General features: G+C 44.2%; 18 protein-coding genes and 1 pseudogene. 14 read left to right on the forward strand and 5 right to left on the reverse strand.

The window, feature by feature from the left end:
• Nucleotides 1–104: 104 nt before the first annotated feature.
• Nucleotides 105–194, forward strand: a pseudogene (locus tag JK628_RS23525) (DUF2959 domain-containing protein); the annotation flags it as partial.
• Nucleotides 195–376: 182 nt separating this feature from the next.
• On the forward strand, nt 377–1591 hold the full coding sequence (locus JK628_RS20825; protein ID WP_202286817.1) for a 4Fe-4S binding protein: 1215 nt from the start codon (nt 377–379) through the stop codon (nt 1589–1591).
• A gap of 1006 nt (nt 1592–2597) precedes the next feature.
• Here the strand turns inward: JK628_RS20825 and typA are convergent.
• On the reverse strand, nt 2598–4427 hold the full coding sequence (typA, locus tag JK628_RS20830) for a translational GTPase TypA (RefSeq protein ID WP_237524245.1): 1830 nt from the start codon (nt 4425–4427) through the stop codon (nt 2598–2600).
• Nucleotides 4428–5145: 718 nt separating this feature from the next.
• Here typA and glnA point away from each other — a divergent pair.
• From glnA to JK628_RS20855, 5 genes are all read left to right on the forward strand, one after another.
• On the forward strand, nt 5146–6555 hold the full coding sequence (gene glnA / locus JK628_RS20835; RefSeq protein WP_202286819.1) for a glutamate--ammonia ligase: 1410 nt from the start codon (nt 5146–5148) through the stop codon (nt 6553–6555).
• A gap of 210 nt (nt 6556–6765) precedes the next feature.
• On the forward strand, nt 6766–8943 hold the full coding sequence (locus tag JK628_RS20840; RefSeq protein WP_202286820.1) for a carbohydrate-binding family V/XII: 2178 nt from the start codon (nt 6766–6768) through the stop codon (nt 8941–8943).
• Nucleotides 8944–9149: 206 nt separating this feature from the next.
• Nucleotides 9150–10364: a dicarboxylate/amino acid:cation symporter gene (locus JK628_RS20845; RefSeq protein WP_202286821.1), complete on the forward strand. Its 1215-nt coding sequence runs from the start codon at nt 9150–9152 to the stop codon at nt 10362–10364.
• Nucleotides 10365–10585: 221 nt separating this feature from the next.
• A complete protein-coding gene (locus JK628_RS20850) occupies nt 10586–11014 on the forward strand; it encodes a hypothetical protein (RefSeq protein WP_202286822.1) in 429 nt (142 codons plus the stop codon).
• A 40-nt stretch (nt 11015–11054) separates the two neighbouring features.
• A complete protein-coding gene (locus JK628_RS20855) occupies nt 11055–11369 on the forward strand; it encodes a helix-turn-helix transcriptional regulator (RefSeq protein ID WP_202286823.1) in 315 nt (104 codons plus the stop codon).
• A gap of 72 nt (nt 11370–11441) precedes the next feature.
• Here the strand turns inward: JK628_RS20855 and JK628_RS20860 are convergent, their stop codons facing one another.
• Complete coding sequence (locus JK628_RS20860; protein ID WP_202286824.1) at nt 11442–12461, reverse strand: WD40/YVTN/BNR-like repeat-containing protein; 1020 nt, start codon at nt 12459–12461, stop codon at nt 11442–11444.
• 252 nt (nt 12462–12713) lie between these two features.
• Here JK628_RS20860 and JK628_RS20865 point away from each other — a divergent pair, with 252 nt between their 5' ends.
• Entirely contained in the window at nt 12714–13016 is a 303-nt protein-coding gene (locus JK628_RS20865; RefSeq protein WP_202286825.1) for a hypothetical protein, read from the forward strand.
• Between the two features lie 49 nt (nt 13017–13065).
• On the opposite strand, the gene JK628_RS20870 is transcribed toward JK628_RS20865, so the two are convergent.
• Entirely contained in the window at nt 13066–14163 is a 1098-nt protein-coding gene (locus JK628_RS20870; protein WP_202289913.1) for an aminotransferase class V-fold PLP-dependent enzyme, read from the reverse strand.
• A gap of 37 nt (nt 14164–14200) precedes the next feature.
• On the reverse strand, nt 14201–15376 hold the full coding sequence (locus JK628_RS20875) for a PrnB family protein (RefSeq protein ID WP_202286826.1): 1176 nt from the start codon (nt 15374–15376) through the stop codon (nt 14201–14203).
• Nucleotides 15377–15541: 165 nt separating this feature from the next.
• Between JK628_RS20875 and JK628_RS20880 the strand changes: the two genes are divergently transcribed.
• The 5 genes from JK628_RS20880 (at nt 15542) to JK628_RS20900 (ending at nt 19500) form a co-directional block, all read left to right on the forward strand.
• Nucleotides 15542–15997 (forward strand): Lrp/AsnC family transcriptional regulator, encoded by a 456-nt coding sequence (locus JK628_RS20880; protein ID WP_202286827.1) that lies wholly within the window; start codon nt 15542–15544, stop codon nt 15995–15997.
• Between the two features lie 119 nt (nt 15998–16116).
• Complete coding sequence (locus JK628_RS20885) at nt 16117–16719, forward strand: TetR/AcrR family transcriptional regulator (RefSeq protein WP_202286828.1); 603 nt, start codon at nt 16117–16119, stop codon at nt 16717–16719.
• Between the two features lie 123 nt (nt 16720–16842).
• Entirely contained in the window at nt 16843–18000 is a 1158-nt protein-coding gene (locus JK628_RS20890; RefSeq protein WP_202286829.1) for an iron-containing alcohol dehydrogenase, read from the forward strand.
• 104 nt (nt 18001–18104) lie between these two features.
• A complete protein-coding gene (locus JK628_RS20895) occupies nt 18105–18782 on the forward strand; it encodes a type 1 glutamine amidotransferase domain-containing protein (RefSeq protein ID WP_202286830.1) in 678 nt (225 codons plus the stop codon).
• A gap of 94 nt (nt 18783–18876) precedes the next feature.
• Nucleotides 18877–19500 (forward strand): glutathione S-transferase family protein, encoded by a 624-nt coding sequence (locus JK628_RS20900; protein ID WP_202286831.1) that lies wholly within the window; start codon nt 18877–18879, stop codon nt 19498–19500.
• A gap of 78 nt (nt 19501–19578) precedes the next feature.
• Here JK628_RS20900 and JK628_RS23500 read toward each other — a convergent pair whose 3' ends face one another.
• Nucleotides 19579–20160, reverse strand: a complete 582-nt coding sequence (locus JK628_RS23500) for a type II secretion system protein (protein ID WP_272931635.1) — start codon at nt 20158–20160, stop codon at nt 19579–19581.
• A gap of 211 nt (nt 20161–20371) precedes the next feature.
• Here JK628_RS23500 and JK628_RS20910 point away from each other — a divergent pair, with 211 nt between their 5' ends.
• A complete protein-coding gene (locus JK628_RS20910; protein WP_202286833.1) occupies nt 20372–20890 on the forward strand; it encodes a DUF4124 domain-containing protein in 519 nt (172 codons plus the stop codon).
• The last annotated feature ends 170 nt before the right edge of the window (nt 20891–21060 follow it).

Here is a 21060-nt window from a genome sequence, read left to right on the forward strand (position 1 = left end):
TTGGCGCTGACTTACAGTGTCAGCTTGCTTTATTGAAGTGGCAAAAAATGAGGGGCAGCGGCAAGTGGAGTATTGGTTTCCGCCGCAGTAATATCTAGCCTATATTGGCCTCGAATCGCTCAGGCCTTATCAAAGAGATGAACAAATCGATTGATGAGTCGACAAAGTTTATTGCCTCGCTGGAAGGTAAGTAAGCGATAACTAAAGTTCGGTTCCTAAGTCTGGAAGCTTAGGAACCAAATTTGTGAGCTTCAGCCTGAATTTTTATAGTTTAATCCTAAGTTTACGATCTTCCCCACAACCTACGTGCACAGTAAGAACTTCTTTCATTAAAAAGTTTCACAATAGTATCAATCATTATTGAACTGACGCCGTTATGAGCTTTATCGAATCATTAACCCTTACCTTGGCGCTGACTTACAGTGTTAGCTTGCTTTATTGGAGTGGCAAAAAATGGGGGGCAGCTGCAAGCGGAGTATTGGTTTCCGCCGCAGTAATATCTAGTCTATATTGGCCTCTAATCGTCGCTCTTGCCATTGCAGCCGTTATCATAGGTCTTGTTAGCAAGTTTCAACCTCGAATCGCTCAGGGAGATATGAGGAGCAATAATCTGCGGGATGGAGTTCAGCATCTACTCGCACTATCGATGTTACTAGTCGGAATACAGTTTGCGGTGAATAGTGCGCTGCTCAAAGCTGGGATTACCCCATGGTTAATGCGTCCTGATGTCGGCGATGCTTTTCTGCCTATTGCTGGCGGTATCGAACTCAAAGCGATCATCAGTCTCGGCATTTGGGATCAAACTCACCCAGCAGCTGCGGTAATGTTAACCGTAGTGTTATTAACAGGCTTGCTCTGTAAACGTGCTTTTTGTGGCTGGGCATGTCCACTCGGTTTGGCTGGCGAGTACCTCTACAAGCTCAGAAAGCGCTTTATAAAAGCTGAATATCTACCACCCGCTTGGCTAGATTGGCCGCTAAGAATGCTTAAATACCTCCTTTTACTCGCGCTGCTTTATATCATTGTGGGCATGCCTGCACAGGGAATACCTAATTACCTCAGTGGCAACTATCACAAGATAGCCGATCTAAAAATGGCGCTGTTTTTTATCACTCCCGGCTTAGTTACACTCCTTTGCTTCGGCTTTATTCTCAGCCTGTCAGCTTGGCGTCGACAGGGGTTTTGTCGCTACATCTGCCCTTATGGTGCTTTACTTGGCCTCGTCAGCTTTTTAAGCCCATTTAAAATTCGTCGCAGCACACAACATTGCTTAATTGAAAGCAAAGGCATGGACTGTGATAAATGCAGCCGCGCCTGCCCAGCTAATATTTCAGTACATACGCAGAAGGACATCCGCTCAGATGAGTGCCAAGCCTGCATGCGCTGCGTCTCCGCCTGCCCTAAAAAAGAGGCGCTGCATTTCAGTACACGCAACGGCATAAAGCTGTCAGCACGAGGCCTAACGATTGGCTTAATGGTGCTGTTGTTTTTAATTCCGCTTATCGCTTATCTAAGTGGATTTTGGGTAAGCCAAACCCCGACTGAAACTCGGATGTATTTGATCCAGCATTTAAACTCGATAGGACATTAGGGAAGGTTTGAGCATTAGAGGTACTAGGTACTAGGTACTAGGTACTAGCAAAGCATAAAATCAACATCAAAAGCCAAAGGGTGTTTTCTGTTGATTTCCTAGCAGGGCGTAGTCCGTCCTAGCAGTAAGCTGGCGAACATCCTAGTACCTTGGACCTTCTCTGCTTTCAGATAGGTTCTAAATTCTAGGCTCTAGCAAAGACGGTAAAATCTTAGACAAACGGCTTACGGCAAGCTTCACTTACGGTAAAAAACGAGAAAAGAGAAAAGCGACGGCATAAATGCCGACCTACTTTAAAAGATGTACTAGCAAAGCATAAAATCAACATCAAAAGCCAAAGGGTGTTTTCAGTTGATCTCCTAGCAGGACGTAGTCCGTCCTAGTACCTAGGACCTTCTCTGCTTTCAGATAGGTTCTAGGTTCTAACAAAGCATAAAATCAACATCAAAAGCCAAAGGATGTTTTCAGTTGATTTCCTAGCAGGACGTAGTCCGTCCTAGCAGTGAGCTGGCGAACGTCCTAATACCTAGGACCTTCTCTGCTTTCAGCTAGGCTCATTGACAATGAATAGCCCATTTTTAAAACTAAACTTTTGTTAATGGAGAAAGTTGGAACCATCTAAAACTTTCGCACTCTGATTATATGAGGCCAATGTTTATAAGCCATTTTTACTAGCTAACCACTTTAAAATGCCCTGCTAAATATTTGTTTTGTTCATCATCCCTACTGCGCACTCCTAATTAGGTTTGCCGCCAAAATTCAGTTTCAACGCTAGCGCACTGTAAATTGAACATAGATTTCGGCAATCCACATGGATTGCCTTTTTTTTTCTGAAGACTTTATAGCAATAACAAAGCGTATCTGCTCATTAAGTGGCAATGCCAATAAATGAATGGAACACTCTTATTCATCAATAGTTGGCTGGACATTAAAAAGCCCTGAACATTTTCATGTTCAGGGCTTGTTAATACTTAACCCTATTCAGGGTTGAAGCTAAACGAAACGATTACTTGCGGTTATGACGCTTACGCTCGTTTTCGCTCAAGAAACGCTTACGAACACGAATGTTCAGCGGCGTTACTTCTACTAGCTCATCATCATCGATGAACTCAAGCGCTTGCTCAAGTGTCATGTCGATATGTGGAGTTAGTACTTGTGCTTCATCAGTACCCGATGCACGCATGTTGGTAAGCTGCTTACCTTTCAAACAGTTAACTGTAAGATCGTTAGCGCGAGCATGTAGACCAACTACTTGACCTTCATAAACTTCTGCAGCATGGGTAATAAATAGACGACCACGAGCCTGAAGGTTAAACAATGCGAATGTCAGTGCTTTACCAGTTGCGTTAGAGATCAATACGCCACGAGCACGTTGACCAATATCGCCGCCTTTCACTGGACCGTAATGGTCGAATGAATGGTAAATAAGACCAGAACCTGAAGTCGCTGTCATGAAGTCAGTTTGGAAACCGATTAGACCACGGCTAGGGATAACGAAATCGATACGTACACGACCCTTACCGTCTAACTGCATATCCTTCATGTCACCCTTACGGATACCAAGTTTCTCGATAACGCTACCTTGATGCTCTTCTTCAACATCAACAGTCAAGTTTTCGAACGGCTCACACATCTCGCCGTCGATCTCTTTAACGATAACTTCTGGACGAGAAACTGCTAACTCGTATCCTTCACGACGCATGTTTTCAATCAAGATTGAAAGGTGAAGTTCACCACGACCTGATACGCGGAAACGATCTGGGCTGTCAGTTTCTTCAACACGTAGTGCTACGTTATGAACAAGTTCCTGCTGCAGACGCTCAAGGATGTTACGTGAAGTTACGTACTTACCTTCTTTACCAGCGAATGGAGAAGTGTTGACTTGGAAAGTCATTGTAAGTGTTGGTTCATCAACAGACAAAGCTGGTAATGCTTCTACAGTAGTAGGCGCACAAACAGTGTCTGAAATTTGCAGCTGACCAAGACCGGTAATCGCAACGATGTCACCAGCGTTAGCAATTTCAACTTCATTACGGTCAAGACCCATGTAACCTAATACTTGGCCCATCTTACCATTACGCTTCTTGCCATCAGCACCAACGATAGTTACCTGCTGGTTAGTTTTAACACTACCACGCTTGATGCGACCAATACCGATAACACCCACGTATGAGTTGTAATCGATTTGCGAGATTTGCATCTGGAAATCGCCTTCAGCGTCAGCGTCAGGGAATGAAACTTTTTCAACGATAGTTTCAAACAGAGGAGTCATGTCACCCTCTGATGTTTCTGGGTCAAGCGAAGCAAAACCGTTTAGTGCAGAAGCATAAACGATTGGGAAATCTAGCTGCTCATCGGTTGCGCCTAAGTTGTCGAACAAGTCAAATACTTGGTCGATAACCCAATCTGGACGTGCGCCTGGACGGTCAATCTTGTTGATAACAACGATTGGCTTAAGACCTTGAGCAAATGCTTTCTTAGTCACGAAGCGAGTCTGTGGCATTGGGCCATCAACGGCATCAACTAGTAGTAATACTGAGTCAACCATAGATAGAACACGCTCTACCTCACCACCGAAATCGGCGTGACCAGGAGTATCAACGATGTTGATACGGTAATCGTTCCACTTGATGGCAGTGTTCTTGGCCAGAATCGTGATACCACGTTCTTTTTCAAGATCATTTGAATCCATCACCCGCTCAGCGGCTTCTCCTCGAGTCTCAAGGGTTCCAGACTGCGCCAGCAGCTTATCAACCAAGGTAGTCTTACCATGGTCAACGTGTGCAATAATGGCGATGTTACGTAAATTCTCTAACACGGCTAAACCTCTTACCATCGGTATAAATATATAGGGGGGTACTGACAACAGCTAAACCAAACGAGTATAGTTGTTGCTATAAAAAGCGTGACATTCTACTCTAGGTCGCGACTATCTCACAGGATTATTTTTAACCAATCGTTAAAAATAACGTTGGCGCGTTGCTTTTTCTCGCCATAACGCCCGCTTTATATACACTTTTTATAATTCCCTTTGATGACATTATTTATATTGCTGATCTTTTTAAGTGTCTTTCTGAGTCGTTTAGCGTCATTTTAAGTTGCAATTCTTGTTAAACATCCTGTTTTATACCTTCTCTAGAGGTGTTTGTGGTTTAGCCTATTTTAAACGCTTAACCGTACAAGCAAAATATACTGTCTTTTATCTGAATAACACTTATCTACATTTGGTTGATTTTTCTTTGACTTATTCCCTATATAAATACCTAGGCCTTAGCTATTCTGTTGTCTCAATTTTATCAATAAACAACGGCTAGCGCATATTAAGACAAAGCAACTGCACAATAATGGCGCGTGCACCACTTTGATCCATCAAACGCACCGATGTGGTGCATCAAAATGAGTATGGTGTTTTCGTTTTAATTGATACTATATAAAGATCATGACGTTACATGATTGGCACGACTCTAGCTTTACAAAAAGCAGAATCGCACATTGCGCTAAACATTAAGATAAGAACAAAGGGATCACCCTTTACCCTACTCGGAGACTTTAGAATGTCAGCTGAATCAGTTTTACAACAACTAAAAGAATTAGAAGTTAAGTTTGTTGATTTGCGTTTTACCGACACTATCGGTAAAGAACAGCACGTTTCAATCCCAAGCCACCAAGTTGATGAAGACTTTTTCGAAGACGGCAAAATGTTCGACGGTTCTTCAATTTCTGGCTGGAAAGGCATTAACGAATCAGACATGGTGTTGATGCCAGATGCTGCAAGCTTCGTACTTGACCCGTTCACAGCAGAAACTACAGCCAACATTCGTTGTGACATTCTAAACCCAGGCACTATGACAGGTTACAACCGTGACCCACGCTCAATTGCTAAGAAAGCCGAAGACTATTTACGCTCAACGGGTATTGCCGATACCGTATTGATTGGCCCTGAGCCAGAGTTCTTCCTATTTGATGATGTTAAGTTCAGTTCTGGCATGCAGGGTTGTTTCTACAAGGTTGACGATGCAGAAGCGGCTTGGAACTCTGGTACTAGCTACGATGGCGGTAACAAGGGTCACCGTCCTGGTGTTAAAGGCGGTTACTTCCCTGTTGCACCTGTTGATTCATCACAAGATCTTCGTTCAGCTATGTGTCTTGTACTTGAAGATATGGGCCAAGTTGTTGAAGCGCATCACCATGAAGTAGCTACAGCTGGTCAGAACGAGATCGCAACCCGTTTTAACACGCTAACGCTTAAAGCTGATGAAGTTCAGGTACTAAAGTATGTTGTTCATAACGTTGCTCATGCATACGGAAAAACAGCGACATTCATGCCAAAACCAATCGTTGGTGACAACGGTAGTGGTATGCACGTACATCAATCTCTTGCAAAAGATGGCGTAAACTTATTTGCTGGTGACAAGTACGGCGGATTGAGCGAAATGGCACTTTTCTACATTGGTGGCATCATTAAGCATGCTCGCGCAATTAATGCCTTTGCGAATCCTGCGACTAACTCTTATAAGCGTCTTATCCCACACTTTGAAGCGCCAGTAATGCTTGCTTACTCTGCAGCAAACCGTTCAGCGTCGATTCGTATCCCTGTAGTACCAAGTGCTAAAGGCCGTCGTATTGAGCTGCGTTTCGGTGATCCAATGGCTAACCCATACTTAGCATTCTCTGCAATGTTGATGGCTGGCCTTGACGGTATTCAAAACAAAATTCACCCAGGTGAAGCAATGGATAAAGATCTATATGATCTTCCACCAGAAGAAGCGGCTGAAATTCCAACGGTTGCAACTTCACTTGAGAATGCACTTGAGTGTCTAGATGCTGACCGTGACTTCCTCACCCGCGGTGATGTATTTAGTAATGACTTTATCGACTCATATATCGCACTTAAATCTGCTGATGTTGAGCGTGTTAACCAAACGACTCACCCAGTTGAGTTCGAGCTTTACTACAGCTTGTAAACATAAACAATTGAGTTAATGGTGCGATTTTAATCGCCATTTAGAAAGCCCTAAGCGGAAACGTTTAGGGCTTTTTTGTGCTTATAAATCAATAATATTTTTTATCAGCTGCTGTGATTATTATAATGAACGGCTATAGTTATCTATTAAAGTGCCACACTGACAACAAGCCATAATATTAGCCAACCTATCGAAATAGAAGGACATGCTATGCTTGCCAAAATCTACTCCTATTGCCGCTCAATATTCGCCGTAATAATGGTGATCTCACTTGGCCAGGTCAATGTTAACGCCATTGAGTGGCCACAAGAGGTAGCTGAAAAAGAGGGCACTATTGTTGTATATCAACCGCAGCCTGAATCACTCAGCGGTAATATTCTGCAAGGGCGTGCGGCCATGTCTCTCGAGCTCATCGATAGAGATGAGCCTATTTTTGGCGCTTTTTGGTTTAGTGCACGCATCGACACCAATGCTGACAACGCTACGGTTAGAGACGTTAAAGTCACTCAGGTTCGCTGGCCCGAGTCGACAGCAACAGATGAACAACGCTTTACTGAAGTGGTAGAAAAAGCCCTCGGCAGCAGTAGTTTTAATATCTCGATGGAGCGCCTATCGGCCAGCCTTGCCAATGCAAAACAGGAAAAGCAAAGCTTAGAAAACATTAAGAACGATGCACCCAACATTATTTTCCGACAGCAACTCAGCGTACTGCTGTCTTTCGACGGCTCGCCGCAATTTAGAGAGATAGAAAACAGCCCATATGAGCGAGCGCTCAATACGCCCTTTGCTGTTGCACGTAATAAGCTGACTAAGAAGTTATACCTCAGTAGTGGCACATTCTGGTATACCGCCGACAACCCTATGGGTCCTTGGCAAGTGACCGAGTATCCGCCAGAAGATTTGGTTAACATGATCCCAAAGTCTGATGACGCTATGCTGGTCAAAAGTAGCGCTGCACCTGCCGTAATTGCTGTGAAAACAGCCACTGAACTAGTTGCAACGGATGGCAAACCCAGATGGAAAAGCCTGACAGCGGGCAAGCTACTTTATGTGAGCAATACCGAGACAGCGTGGATTAGAGAAGTTGCTTCTGGTGATATGTATTTGCTGCTGTCTGGGCGCTGGTTTCAAGCCAAGAAAGAAGCTGGTCCCTGGGCTTTTATTCGCGCAGATAAACTGCCCACGAGCTTTAATGACATTCCGCCTGAATCCGATATTGGTGGCTTACGTGTTTCAGTAGCAGGTACCACTGAAGCGGAACAAGCGATGTTAGATGCACAAATCCCCCAGACTGCCGCCATTAAGCGTAGCGAAGCGAAGCTCACCGTTGAATACGATGGCGAGCCAAAGTTTGATGCAATACCCGGAACCAAAGTCGCTTATGCGGTCAACACCGCGACTCAAGTGTTGAAAATAAACGGTCAATACTATGCAGTTGATAACGCGGTTTGGTTTGTCGCTTCAGCAGCTAAAGGGCCGTGGAAAGTGGCAGATAACGTTCCGACCGGTGAGATAGCAAAGATCCCCCCGAGTTCACCTGTATATAACACCACCTATGTAGAGATTTACGACTCCACCCCCGAGATTGTTTATGTGGGTTATACACCGGGATATATGTGGTCTTACCCATATTATGGTGTGCCAGTATATGGAACAGGTTGGTACTATCCGCCTTATTGGGGTCGTTACTATTACCCTAGACCACCGACTTGGGGACTTCATGTTGGTTATAACCCTTGGACTGGCTGGAATGTAGGCGTCAGCTGGAGCAACGGCTTCTTTCGGGTTGGTGTTGGCTGGAATGCTGGCTGGGGCAATCACCATTATCCCAGCCGATGCTGTGGCGGCTATTACGGGGGAGGTTATCGTCGCCCGGTAGTGATCAACACTGGAGATATTAATATCGGTAATAGTGTCAGTATTGGTAATCGCACTAATATTTCGAATAGGGTTGCCAAAAACAACCTTTCTGGCAACAGAGTAGGGGAAAATAACCTCTACAACCATCCTGAGAATCGTATTCGTAATGCCGATCCAAAGAGGGCAAATGACAATATCAGACAAGCGACTCACAACAAGAGCCGCACTAACAATGTCTTTGCCGATAAAAATGGCAATATTGCACGAGATAACAATGGCCAATGGCAAAGCCGCAGCAAAGGCAGTTGGACGCCGGCACCGGAAACCAAGCAGAGAGTTGAAGCAGGACTCAATAATCGTGATACCAGTAAGCCAATCACTATGCCATCGAGACCCAATACTGATATGAGTCGACCTACTAATATCAATCGACAAATAAATAATCACAATTTTGACCGCGAAGGACTAAATCGTTCCCGTAGCGCAAGGCAACATGGCGTGGCACGCGAAGGTCGAAGAGGCCGCTAATAAGCGATAATAGAGTATATTTAAGGCCTGTTAACCTCAGGCCTTACTATTTACCCCCGTCCCACCTGGAGATGTAGGATTCAGTAGCATGGGTATATCAACCTATCGATTGTTAGGTTGACACCCCCAACATGGCTAGATAGCTTAACGGGTAAACACATCATAAGTCAGTGTTCTGGCATCAAATAATAAGTGGATCTTCATCTATGTGGCAAAAACTTGAGCCCTATCGTTCTTCGATTATTTTACTGTCAGCGCTGCTGATGGGTGGCGCTATCGGTATCGTGCTACCTGACCTTGCCATTAAGCTAAAGCCTATAGGGCAAATATTTCTTAATTTGCTATTCATGATTATTGTGCCGCTCGTTGCTATCAGCGTGACCTCCTCTATCGCTCGCATGACCGATCTTAAGAAACTAGGTGTTATTCTCATCACCCTCTTTCTAGTATCCATTGTGATGGCGATTATCCCCGCTGTATCGATTGTTGGCTTGGCGTTGGCCTTTGATCCAGCCCAAGGCGTGGTACTCGATCTACATCAGCATGTGGAAGCGGGGGCTGGCAGCATGGATTTTGTGGGTCTGTTGACGACCAATGATTTTGTCGGCTTGCTGTCTAAATCTAATATTCTGGCGCTGATCATTATGTCGGTCATTGCCGGTATCGCCATTGGCCAATCAGGAAAAGATGGCGAAAAAGTCTCTGCCATGCTCGATAGCCTCAATACCGTTATCATGAAAATTGTATCAATATTGATGGTAGCGGCGCCCATAGGATTAGGCGCTTATTTTGCCTCAACCATGGCCAGCCAAGACACCGAGTTGCTCAGTACGTTTGCTCGCGCTATTGGACTCTTCTTTATTGTGGCGCTTATCTACTTCACTATTGGCTCGACTATTTACGCATGGGTAGGCGGCGGTACCAAAGGCGTGACTCAATTTTGGAAAAATGCTGTGGCGCCGTCTGTGACCGCATTAGGCACCAGCTCGTCTCTTGCCACGTTACCAGTGAATATCCGCGCCGCCAATAAAATGGGCATCAAAGAGGAGATAGCTGATATCTGCCTGCCCTTGTTAGTCAATCTCAATAAGGGTGGTGCTTCGATGACCACCGCACTAAAGATTGTGTTTATCTATTCGATATTGGGCTTAGATTTCACCGCCGATGTGTTTGCACTCACCGTGCTTATTTCAGTGTTGTCAGCCTTTATTATTAGTGGTGTACCTGGCGGTGCCTTTTTAGGTGAAATATTTATTGTCACCACTCTGGGGTTACCGATAGAGGTTATTCCTATTTTAGTCATTATTGGCGCGGTAACCGATGCTCCCGCCACACTGATCAATGTGATCCACGACCTCAATGCGACTCAGATCATTGAACGAATTAATGGTAAACGCTATAAAAGTGAAATTGCTGATTAACTACAGAACAAAATAACAGCACAACTATCTCTCACTATCTATTTTCAGACTGTAGTTAGCGAGAAATTGAAACCTTTATATTTCAACACCTTATCAATATGACAGTAACGATGTCATACGCCGATTGTATGACTGTCATATCGATGACGCCGTCTAAAGTTCAATTCTATGCTCAACTTGCTGCAGTCAAATTCAACTATCGACATAGCAAGGAGCACAATATGGAAAGCTTAATAACACCACATAAACTGGATACAACAATGGATAAGGTCTCAATTACAAACGGATATTGGTACTATTTTAATGATGAAAAGGTTCGAATTACTGCCCATGGTTCCGGGTTTTCAGGTCTAGAAACCATTTACATCAATGATGAAGTTGTTGCTGAAAAGCGTAACCTTGGGATGAAGAGTTCTCATGAATTTTGTTACGCTGGAAATGATTATGAAGTGACATTCCAAGTAAGTAACCTGCTGACTGCAGCGGTAGTCTGCACGCTTTACAAAAATGGCGAGTATGTCGCGACAGAAACCAAAGCCTACCTAAAGATGAGCAGCAAAGCTGCGCTCAAAAGAGTGTTTATGTTCTTCTTAGCAGGCATTTTATTTGGCGGAATTTCAGCTTGGCTTACATTCCAGTTTATGGGTTAAACTGATGCATATTAAAATCTTTAGATATGCGGAGTAGAACATGGATATTAGTGCTACAACCGTAAAAGATCTGCGGCTATCAAGAGGTTGGACACAACAGCATTTAGCCGATGCCTGCGATATCAGCTTGCGCACAGTGCAACGAATAGAAAAAGACGGCAGCGCATCAAATGAAACTTTATTAGGCTTGTGCGCGGTATTTGAGATTGAGCAAAAAACACTAGTTGTTATCCCAAGCCCTAGCCACCAACAGATGCAACAAGTGTCTTTACGGGCTCAGACGTTAACGCTCGCTTTCGCAACTGTGTGTGGTGGCTGCATAGGGGCGCTAATTATGTTCTTAGTGCTTAGCTGACAATTAATAAAGTCCAAGTCACTCACTTGGGCTTTATTAATTGTATATTGGGATAGAGTCTCAGCGATAAAATCAGTCTACCTGAGGCACGACATAAACCGCTACGCGGCCATTTTGCCCAGCTGCGATCACCGTCCCCCCATCAATAGCCAAGGTATAATAACCTTGAGTCTGGCCTTTAATTGATAGTGCTTGCCAACTAAAACCGTGGTCAAACGAGATATCCATAGCCAATTTCCCACTCGCTATACATCTTGCTTGATGACAAACCATGGCGGTTCTAAGTCCAGAGGTCGATTTACGGGTTTTATGCCAGACTTTCTCTTTCAGATACACCATATTGGCGTCATGCTTATCACGCTGCTGGTAATCTCCACCAACAACGAAAACATCATTCAAACTATTCATCGCCAGAGCGTAACCACCGGCAGTTTGTGTGTCATCATAGAGCGGAATGTGCGTTCTTTGCCAATATTCGCCAAAATCCTGCGAAGTATAAATAGAGCTACTGTAGCCGCCGGTGGTGAACCAGGCTTGACCCGCTTCACCGACCATAAGAGTGTTACCGCTAGCGGCAAATGCGACTTCACGATCCAGTATTTCAGGTAACTTACCTCGAGCAATTCGCTGCCAACTTTTACCGCCATCCCGAGTACGTAAAATTACAAAGCAACCGCCAACAGGATCCCCTAATAGCAATCCATTGTTTCTATCCCAAAAAGCAATTGAATCAAAAAAGCCCATTTCATGCTTGTTTTCAAGCAACAGTTGCCAAGAAGCCCCCTGATCTTCGGTAAGATAGAGTTTAGATAATGCTCCCTCACCAGCGCCCATCACGATTGCAGTGTTAGCATCAAAAACCTCAATATCGCGAAAATCAGTTAAAGGCTGATCCTTAATAGAGACATCAAGCCAAGTTTTACCTGAGTCCTTTGACAGGAAAACACTATTGTTGGAGCCACTAACCCACATAATGCCTGCAGCCGCAGCGCTGCCTCGAAAAGATAAACTCGCATCAATCTGCTGTGTTTGCCATTCGTCCGCCATAGCATTAACACTGCATAGGGCCAATAACAGTATGAATATCTTCATTAAACTCACCTTGTAAAACTGAAGTTATTTAACTATCAATTAATAATGCTTAATAGGCAACCTCGAATAAATATTTAGCTTTCTCCGCGCTTTTAAAACCAACCCATTCACCACCCACTACATTAGCCATTGTTTAAATAAGCTTTTATTAAACAATACTTTATATTGGGGGAATGTGAAAAACAGTTGGACAATAATCAACCAAGATGATAAAAATGTGACACACGTCACACTTTTATCAGGGGTAGCATAATGAGAAAAAACCTTACGACTTCATTAATGATGGCAAGCTTACTCTTTTCTGCATCAAGCTTCGCAGGAATGAATTCGGTAGCACAATGTAACGATTGCTCTAATACTGCAGCATTAGAAGCGGCAAAAACACTTAAAAGTGACAATGTTTATGTGGTTGATTTTGTAAACAGAACCGCTAAAAAGTATATCTCTGACAGCAACGGAAATACTGTCGCTGCCAATATGACTTTAGGTGAAATCACCCGCTTAAATCAGCGGTTTGATTATCGTAAAAGCTACCTTCATGCTGTTAAAAATTAATTTAAAAGTTAGCCTATTTGCTCTTTTGCCTTTGGCTAAAGAGCAATAATTACTTGCCTGCTGTTCTCACGAGTTCCAATAACCGCAAGATATCCGCTTCATCATTATATATATGCGGTGACACTCTTATACCTTGGCTGCGCGCATCAACACTGATGTTGGCACTTTTTAGGCTCGACAGTACCTGTGGCTGACGCTGACCAAAATTCAAGATCATCGTGCCACTGCGCTTATCTTGCTCTCGGGGAGATACCAGCTCACTATCGAGCTCATTGGCCACCAGCTCAATTAAATACTGATTATGTTGCCGCAGTTTGTCTGAGCCTAGTTGACAAAAATAATCAATACTGTGCGCCGCTATCGCATAGGGCGCTACAGAAGGTGTTCCGCCCCAAAACTTAAGCGCACTTTGATGGTACCTAAAATCATGAATGTCGAATTCAAAAGGGTTTTCATGACTGAACCAACCGACATCCTTGGGCTGACAATCTGCAATATGCAGGCTGTTTACCCATAAGTACGCGGCACCAGAGCCGCCACATAACCATTTGACACTAGAGCCAATCATAAAGTCTGCCTGTAGTGAACTTAAATCCAACGGAACAATACCTGCTGATTGAGCAATATCAATCAAGGTTAAAATGCCTCTCGGTTTTGCTACTGTAACAATGTCTTTTATTGGTGATAACTGTCCAGTATTAGAATAGGCATGACTCACAAACACCATATCAACATCTTTCGTTAGGTGAGCATCCCAAACATTAGCATCGGTAATATCCAGTGCTTTCGGGATAAACCGCAGCTCACAGTTTTTTGGCAACGCTTTTTTCAGTGCAAAGCCCATACTGGGGAAATCAATCTCACTCATTAAGATCACTGCATCATCACGTTGTAATGACGCGATAGACATCACCAATTTAGTGAGCGCACTCGAAAGATTCACTTGCGGACAAAATTCGCTGGCCGGGGCATTAAACATTTTCGATAAACCATTGGTAAAACGCTCAATAATGCCGAGCCAGTCTCCCCACGGCTCGACCCCAGAGTCTTGCCATGGCGCAAAAAACTGCTGCCTAAATGCAGCTTCCGCGGTTTTGAGTGGTCTGCCAACCGAATGATTTAACAGGTAGCTTCCAGGTGCGAGCATAAAATCTTGTTTATGGTTATTTGTTAAATCATCCACTTTAACTGGCCTCTAAGCTTGCTGTGAGCGACTTAATATCATCGTAGCGAGTATTGATATCACTGCGCTGCGCTGCTGCGCGTCTGTCGCGTAATTTCTCCAACGCATTAAGCAGCACAGGCAGCGGCGGACCACTTGCTGTGACCTTATCCATATGTTGTTGCTCCATGGTTTGGGAGGGGATAGCAATATACTTATTCACTAACTCATTATGGTGTTGAATTGCAGTTTGACCATGTAGTTCACACACCTCAAGAAACAGCCTTACGTTCTCTTTAAACCATGTTTCATGGTTTAAATGCTGCATTGCTAGCAGTTCATCCATAAAGCTGGAGCGGCGCATGCAGTCACGTAGAATGCTTTGATCTTCAGGCATCATATAGAGAAATTTATCCACCAACATTTGTGAATAACCGGGTTCATTGGCCGCGCAAAGCCCGAGTAGCATATCGATAACATTGATCCCGGCAAAATCACCGGCATTTGCGCCACGGTAAACCTGACTGCCTACGCGATACGGTTTGTAGTAAGGTCTAACACAATAGAAAAAGTCATCGGTATCTAGCTTTTTAAATAACTGTTTATTCGACTCTTTTACATCTATAAGTGCTTGCTTAGCAACCTTGAGTAGATCTGCGGTTATGGGATGAGAAATACCTAAAGGCTGTATTTTTAATAATGCATCTGCAGCCCGCTTATAAGCGAGAATGCCTTTAGTATTGTAATCAACGAACAGCTGTTCAGCAGGCAAGCTGGTAAATCGCTTATATAGGCCATTCTTAGCGCTATTGTGGGTGGTTAAATGGGCAGTGGCAAATCGAGGTGTGACACCAATAGAGGCACCGATATGCATAGCTAGCGCTGACGCTTCCGTTAATGGCGATACTTTCTCTCGAGAGGGTTCTGTTATCTCATGGCGGCGACACGCGGCCATATATAGCCCCACGTTACCCAACAAGTCAAAAGCATGATCAAAGCCTTCGTCGGTGTTACCCTCTGCCAACAGTGTCGCAATCATCTCCCGACCTTCAGCTTCCAATGCCATTTTAAGAGGCTCCCCAATACCTTCGACATTGGCGCGATCAACTTGATCTGCATACAGCAGTTCTAACTGGGTATTAAGCTCGACAAAACGGCTACGGATCCAGTGGTCAAAAGCCCGAGTATTCAATGTCATCTAGCAATTCCAATCGTTGTTATTATTTTGTTAAGTTAGCCTATCAGCATCTCCAGGGTTAAAATCGTCATTCTTCTGCCTATAACTTCCATTTACGATCGGAATCCACTATAAATTAAACTTATATTATTGAAATTAACCATAGAACTGAATTTGGAGTTTTCCTTGGACAGTAAAGATCTCAATATCCTCGCTATTTTGCAGAAACAGGGCCGGATTGCTATTTCTGAGCTCGCTGCAAGGCTAAATATGTCTGATACTCCTTGCCTTCGCAGAGTCAGGAAGCTCGAACAAACTGGAGTGATAAGCGGTTATGCAGCGCAAATAGAACCTAAGGAGGTCGGGCTCAATGTGGTGGTGTATGCCTTTGTGCGGCTCACTGAAAATTCAGATCACCACGCTGAACGGTTCGAAACCGCAATGCAAAATCTAGAGCAAGTGATGGAATGCTCAGTCGTCACCGGCGCACATGATTATGTTCTAAAAATTGTCGCCCGCGATCTCCTCAGCTACGAAAGCTTCGTCAAAAAGTCTTTGGGCAGTTTACATTGTATAGCCGGAATTGAATCAACTGTGGTACTGAAGCAAAACTTTTCCAGGAACACCTTACCGTTAAAATAAGCTATTATTCAATGAGTTACTCAAGAGCTACCTAGCCTAAAGCAAATAGGGAACACCTAATTATATCAATATCACACATTCACTAGACGACCGGTCTAATAGGGTTTAAGCTAACAGCTATGAAAATTGAATCTCAGCAAACACGTCAGCATATTATTGATTCTGGTTATAGCTTAATTTCGAGTAAAGGTTTCTCGAACGTGGGCTTGTCACAGATCTTAAAGTTTGCCGATGTTCCAAAAGGCTCTTTTTACCACTACTTCAAATCTAAGGAGCAGTTTGGTGAAGAGATCATTGACAGTTACTTCAAGGGATACCTACACAGTATTGATGAACTGTTTGACGCCAAAAACGGTTCTGGTCTTGAGCGACTCATGAGCTATTGGCTTCGCTGGCAGACAACTCAGAGCGATTGCAGTATTGACCAAAAATGCTTAGTGGTTAAGCTCAGCGCCGAAGTGGCCGATCTATCGGAGTCAATGCGCCTTGCGCTCGATAAAGGATCATCGGCCGTTATTGCGCGTCTTGCCCATTGCATTGAAGCAGGCATCAATGACCAATCACTGCCAGCTATGCAAGCTGACGTTACCGCAGAAACCTTATATCAGCTTTGGTTAGGCGCTAGCTTAAAAAACAAACTGTCACGTGATCCAGATGCAATTGGACGCGTATTGCAAGTAACCAAAGCCCTGTTGGCACAGCCTATCCCCGTGCTGAAATAGCCAACAGCTTTATCTCATCCCGCCTACGCTTAAGGCGGGTATTTTTTAACTACTTACTAGACGACTGGTCTACTAAGCAGACCATACTCATTCGATAACACGTGTCGATAGATAGGAAAGATTATGAACAGCTTTGACTATTACAACCCAACTCATATCAGCTTTGGTGAAGGTAAGATCGCAGAACTCGACAATTTGGTCGCAAAAGACGCAAAAGTATTAATACTATTTGGCGGCAATAGCGCCAGAAGCACCGGCACCTTAGATGAAGTAAAAGCAGCACTTGGACAACGTAATGTTGTGGAGTTTGGTGGTATTGAAGCCAACCCTACTTACGAAACATTAATGCTCGCAGTTGATGTTGTGAAACAACAGAATATTGATTTTCTATTAGCCGTTGGTGGCGGCTCTGTGATTGATGGCACTAAATTTGTTGCCGCTGCGGCACTGTTTGAAGGTGAACCTTGGGATATTCTTTTAAGCTGGGGCGCAAAAGTGACTCAAGCTCTGCCATTCGGCACGGTGTTAACCTTGCCAGCCACAGGTTCGGAAATGAACAGCGCAAGTGTTGTTACTCGTAAAGAGTATCAAGCAAAGCTCTCTTTCATGAGCGATCATGTCTATCCAAAGTTCTCTGTTTTAGATCCAAGTAAAACCTTTACCCTGCCCGAGCGCCAAGTCGCCAATGGTGTTGTCGATGCGTTTATTCACATCACAGAGCAGTACTTAACCTACCCAGTTAATGCCCCAGTACAGGACCGATTTGCCGAAGGTTTACTGCAAACCTTGATCGAGCTTGGACCAAAAGCCCTCAGCGAGCCAAAAGACTTTGACGTTAGGGCCAACCTAATGTGGGTAGCCACAATGGCGCTAAGTGGCGTTATTGGTCGCGGCGTTCCCCATGACTGGGCAACACATATGATTGGCCATGAGCTGACTGTGCTGTATGACATCGACCACGCTCGCACTATCGCTATTGTGCTGCCAGGAATGCTCGATTGCCGTCGTGACGGTAAGCAAGAGAAATTGCTGCAATATGCGGATCGCGTTTGGGGCATAACCCAAGGCTCTAACGATGAAATTATCGATGCAGCCATCGCTAAAACCCGTGAGTTCTTCGAAGCCATGGGCATTAAAACCCGTCTTTCTGATTACGGTTTGGACGCTAATAGCATCGACCAGATAATGGTACAGCTAGAAGCTCACGGCATGACTGCATTGGGTGAAAAACAAGATGTTGATTTAGCCATGAGTCGCAAGATCTTAGAGCGCAACCTGTAGCAACACTGCGGCTCTCAAAGCACTCCCCAATAAACATAACGTAATCGCCCGTTTATCAAAGCGGGCTCAGCCTAAAACAATTGAGCATGAACAAGGAATTATAAATGAACGTATTAATGGTACTGACCTCACACGATAAATTGGGCGATACAGGTTTAAAAACAGGCTTTTGGTTAGAGGAGTTTGCCAGCCCTTTTTACCGTTTTAAAGACAGCGGTTTTAACGTCACCCTAGCTTCTCCGGCCGGTGGCCAGCCACCGCTTGATCCAAGCAGCGAACAAGCTGATTTTCAAACTGCCGCGACCGATAGATTCAATAAAGATAGCGACGCAAAGCAGCTGCTTGCTACAACTCAGATACTTGCTGACATTAATGCTGCAGAATACGACGCCGTATTCTATCCTGGTGGCCACGGGCCATTATGGGATCTGACCAATGATGCCAACTCTATCGCATTGATTGAAGCCTTCTATCAAGCGAGCAAGCCTGTCGGTCTCGTGTGCCATGCTCCTGGCGCACTAAAAAATGTCAAAGCCGCTGACGGTACTCCGTTAGTTGCTGGCAAGAAGGTAACAGGCTTTACTAACACTGAAGAAGCTGCCGTGCAACTCACCGATATCGTTCCTTACCTTGTTGAAGATATGATGCTCCAACACGGCGCGCTATACAGTAAAGGCGATGACTGGACGAGCTACTTAGCCGTTGATGGCAATTTGATCACAGGTCAAAATCCAGCATCTTCTGAAGTGGTTGCCGATGAGATCATTAAGCAACTAGGCTAAGTTGGTATTTAGTCAGTAAATCGACTGTGGCATATGGTTAAGTATGCCACTTTATATGAGCTTTAGTTAACTGCGCTTTTGTCAGGGACAGCCAATGATCACCTTGCATCACTTAAACAAATCTCGCTCTAAACGTATTATCTGGCTACTCGAAGAGTTAGAGCTTGATTATCAAATCAAAGCCTACCAACGAGATAGCCAAACATTCTTAGCACCACCAGAGCTTAAAGCCATTCACCCACTCGGTAAGTCACCGGTAATCGAGTATAACCAGCAGGTTATAGCGGAGTCAGGTGCCATTACTGAGTATCTAATTGATACTCACGCGGCTGGAAAGTTGGCACCAGAAAAAGGCAGTAGTGATTATGTAGAGTATCTGCAATGGCTACACTTTGCCGAAAGCTCAGCAATACTGCCACTATTGCTTAGAATGTTTGTTGCCAAAGACGGATGCCAAACCAATTTTATGGAAGGCTACGCCGCGGTAGAAACAGACAAAGTGCTTAGCTATGTCGACCAGGCATTAGCAGGCAAGCGCTACTTGGTGGCGGATAAGCTCACCGGCGCTGATATCATGATGTCGTTTATCGTAGAGTTGTTAGTTGCTAGCGGGGAGACAGCGAAATACCCCAATATTGCGACTTACGCACAGCTATTAGCCCTGCATGCTAATTGTACTAAAGCTGGTGAGATTGAGCAGCTGTACGATAATAGTTAAACGACTACAAAAAAGGCAGCCCAATGGCTGCCATAAATTTATCCCCATCCAGCCTGTAGATGCAAGATGGGTATAAAACTAGCTGCAATCTGTTAGATCAAGCTCCACGATTGGTTGCGTACCTAGGCCCACTACATTGTTGCGGTTAGGGGTGAAGTAATATAAATAGCATTTTTCATCGTTATTATTACCTATACTATTACCCTGTGGAAAGATGACAAAACCTCTCCCCCGCTCGCTGCTATAACCACGATTATTAAACCAATTTCGCCCCTTCTCGCGGACACACCATGCAGTAGGATGACTCTCTGGACATTCATTACCACTCGCAAGGTTCGTCACACTATCAAAGTCTACAATATGAGCGAAAGTACTGCTCCAGCGACCATCAGGGTATTCCCCCCTAACTTCAATATTCTCACCCGAGTCCAGCGTGAAAGATCGGTTATTACTACTGAGATTTTCCGGCCTAAGAGCTATTTGCGCGGCAACAAGATCACGAGTGGATTTTAAGCTGCCTTGCATGCCTTTCAGCACTGAAAGTTCAGCATCACTTCTTAGATCTATGAATTTAGGCGCTGCAATAACGGCCAATATCCCCAGTATAATAATAACAACCACGAGTTCTATTAAGGTAAAACCACGATATATTTTACTCACACTAAACTCCCTACCTCTGAATTCCATTTCCAAAACATACATAGCTATCTGCGCACTACATACCTAGTATCAACATTAGCACATAAAGAGCAGCCTTCTAATAACACCCTGTAGTTTGGGCAAATTGTCAAATTTCCATAAACAAAGTCCATGATTTATTGTTGAAAAGGCGCTAGTCTGAGTGAGTTAATGTGCCACAAAGGAACTCACAATGCGTCTAGGTTTATTGGTTTTAATACTGCTTGTCAGCCCTGTTATCCATGCGACTGTATATAAATGGGTAGATCAAGATGGCAAAATACACTTTTCTGATCAGCCAGTAAAAAATGCAGAAGTTGTCGAATTTAACAAAAATACAGAGAATCAAGTCAAGCTTTCCCCGCCGCAAAATCAATCAGAGCGCAATCTATCGCCCACTGCCGATAAAATTAACTACAGCATGCGTGTCGTCTCCCCTACCGAAGAGGAAACAATAAGAAGTAACGAAGGAGATATTGCTATCGCACTGCAGATTGAACCTGAACTTGCTCCTTCGCATCTATTAGTGCTGTTTATGGACGGCAAGCAACAGAGCGAGGCTCAACAAAGCGGTTCGTTCCAAGTGTCAAATGTCGACCGTGGTGAACATACATTTGTGATCAAAGCACTAGCACAAGACGGCAAACTACTTGCATCAACTCCTCCAAGAAAAATATTTCTTCACCGGACAATACAGAACAGAGCAAGATAGCACTACCAGCTGTTAAAGAATATTAAGATAACACCTTTAAATACATCAACTTAACAATGTTGACTTAATATTATTGTTCCGATGAAGTCTGGTTGCAGGCCGCACCAATTTGGTGCACCATAGTGGTGCATTCGAGTTAGAACCCCAACATGGTGCAACTGATTAAAGCG

It is taken from the genome of Shewanella sp. KX20019 (assembly GCF_016757755.1).
Classification (GTDB): domain Bacteria; phylum Pseudomonadota; class Gammaproteobacteria; order Enterobacterales; family Shewanellaceae; genus Shewanella.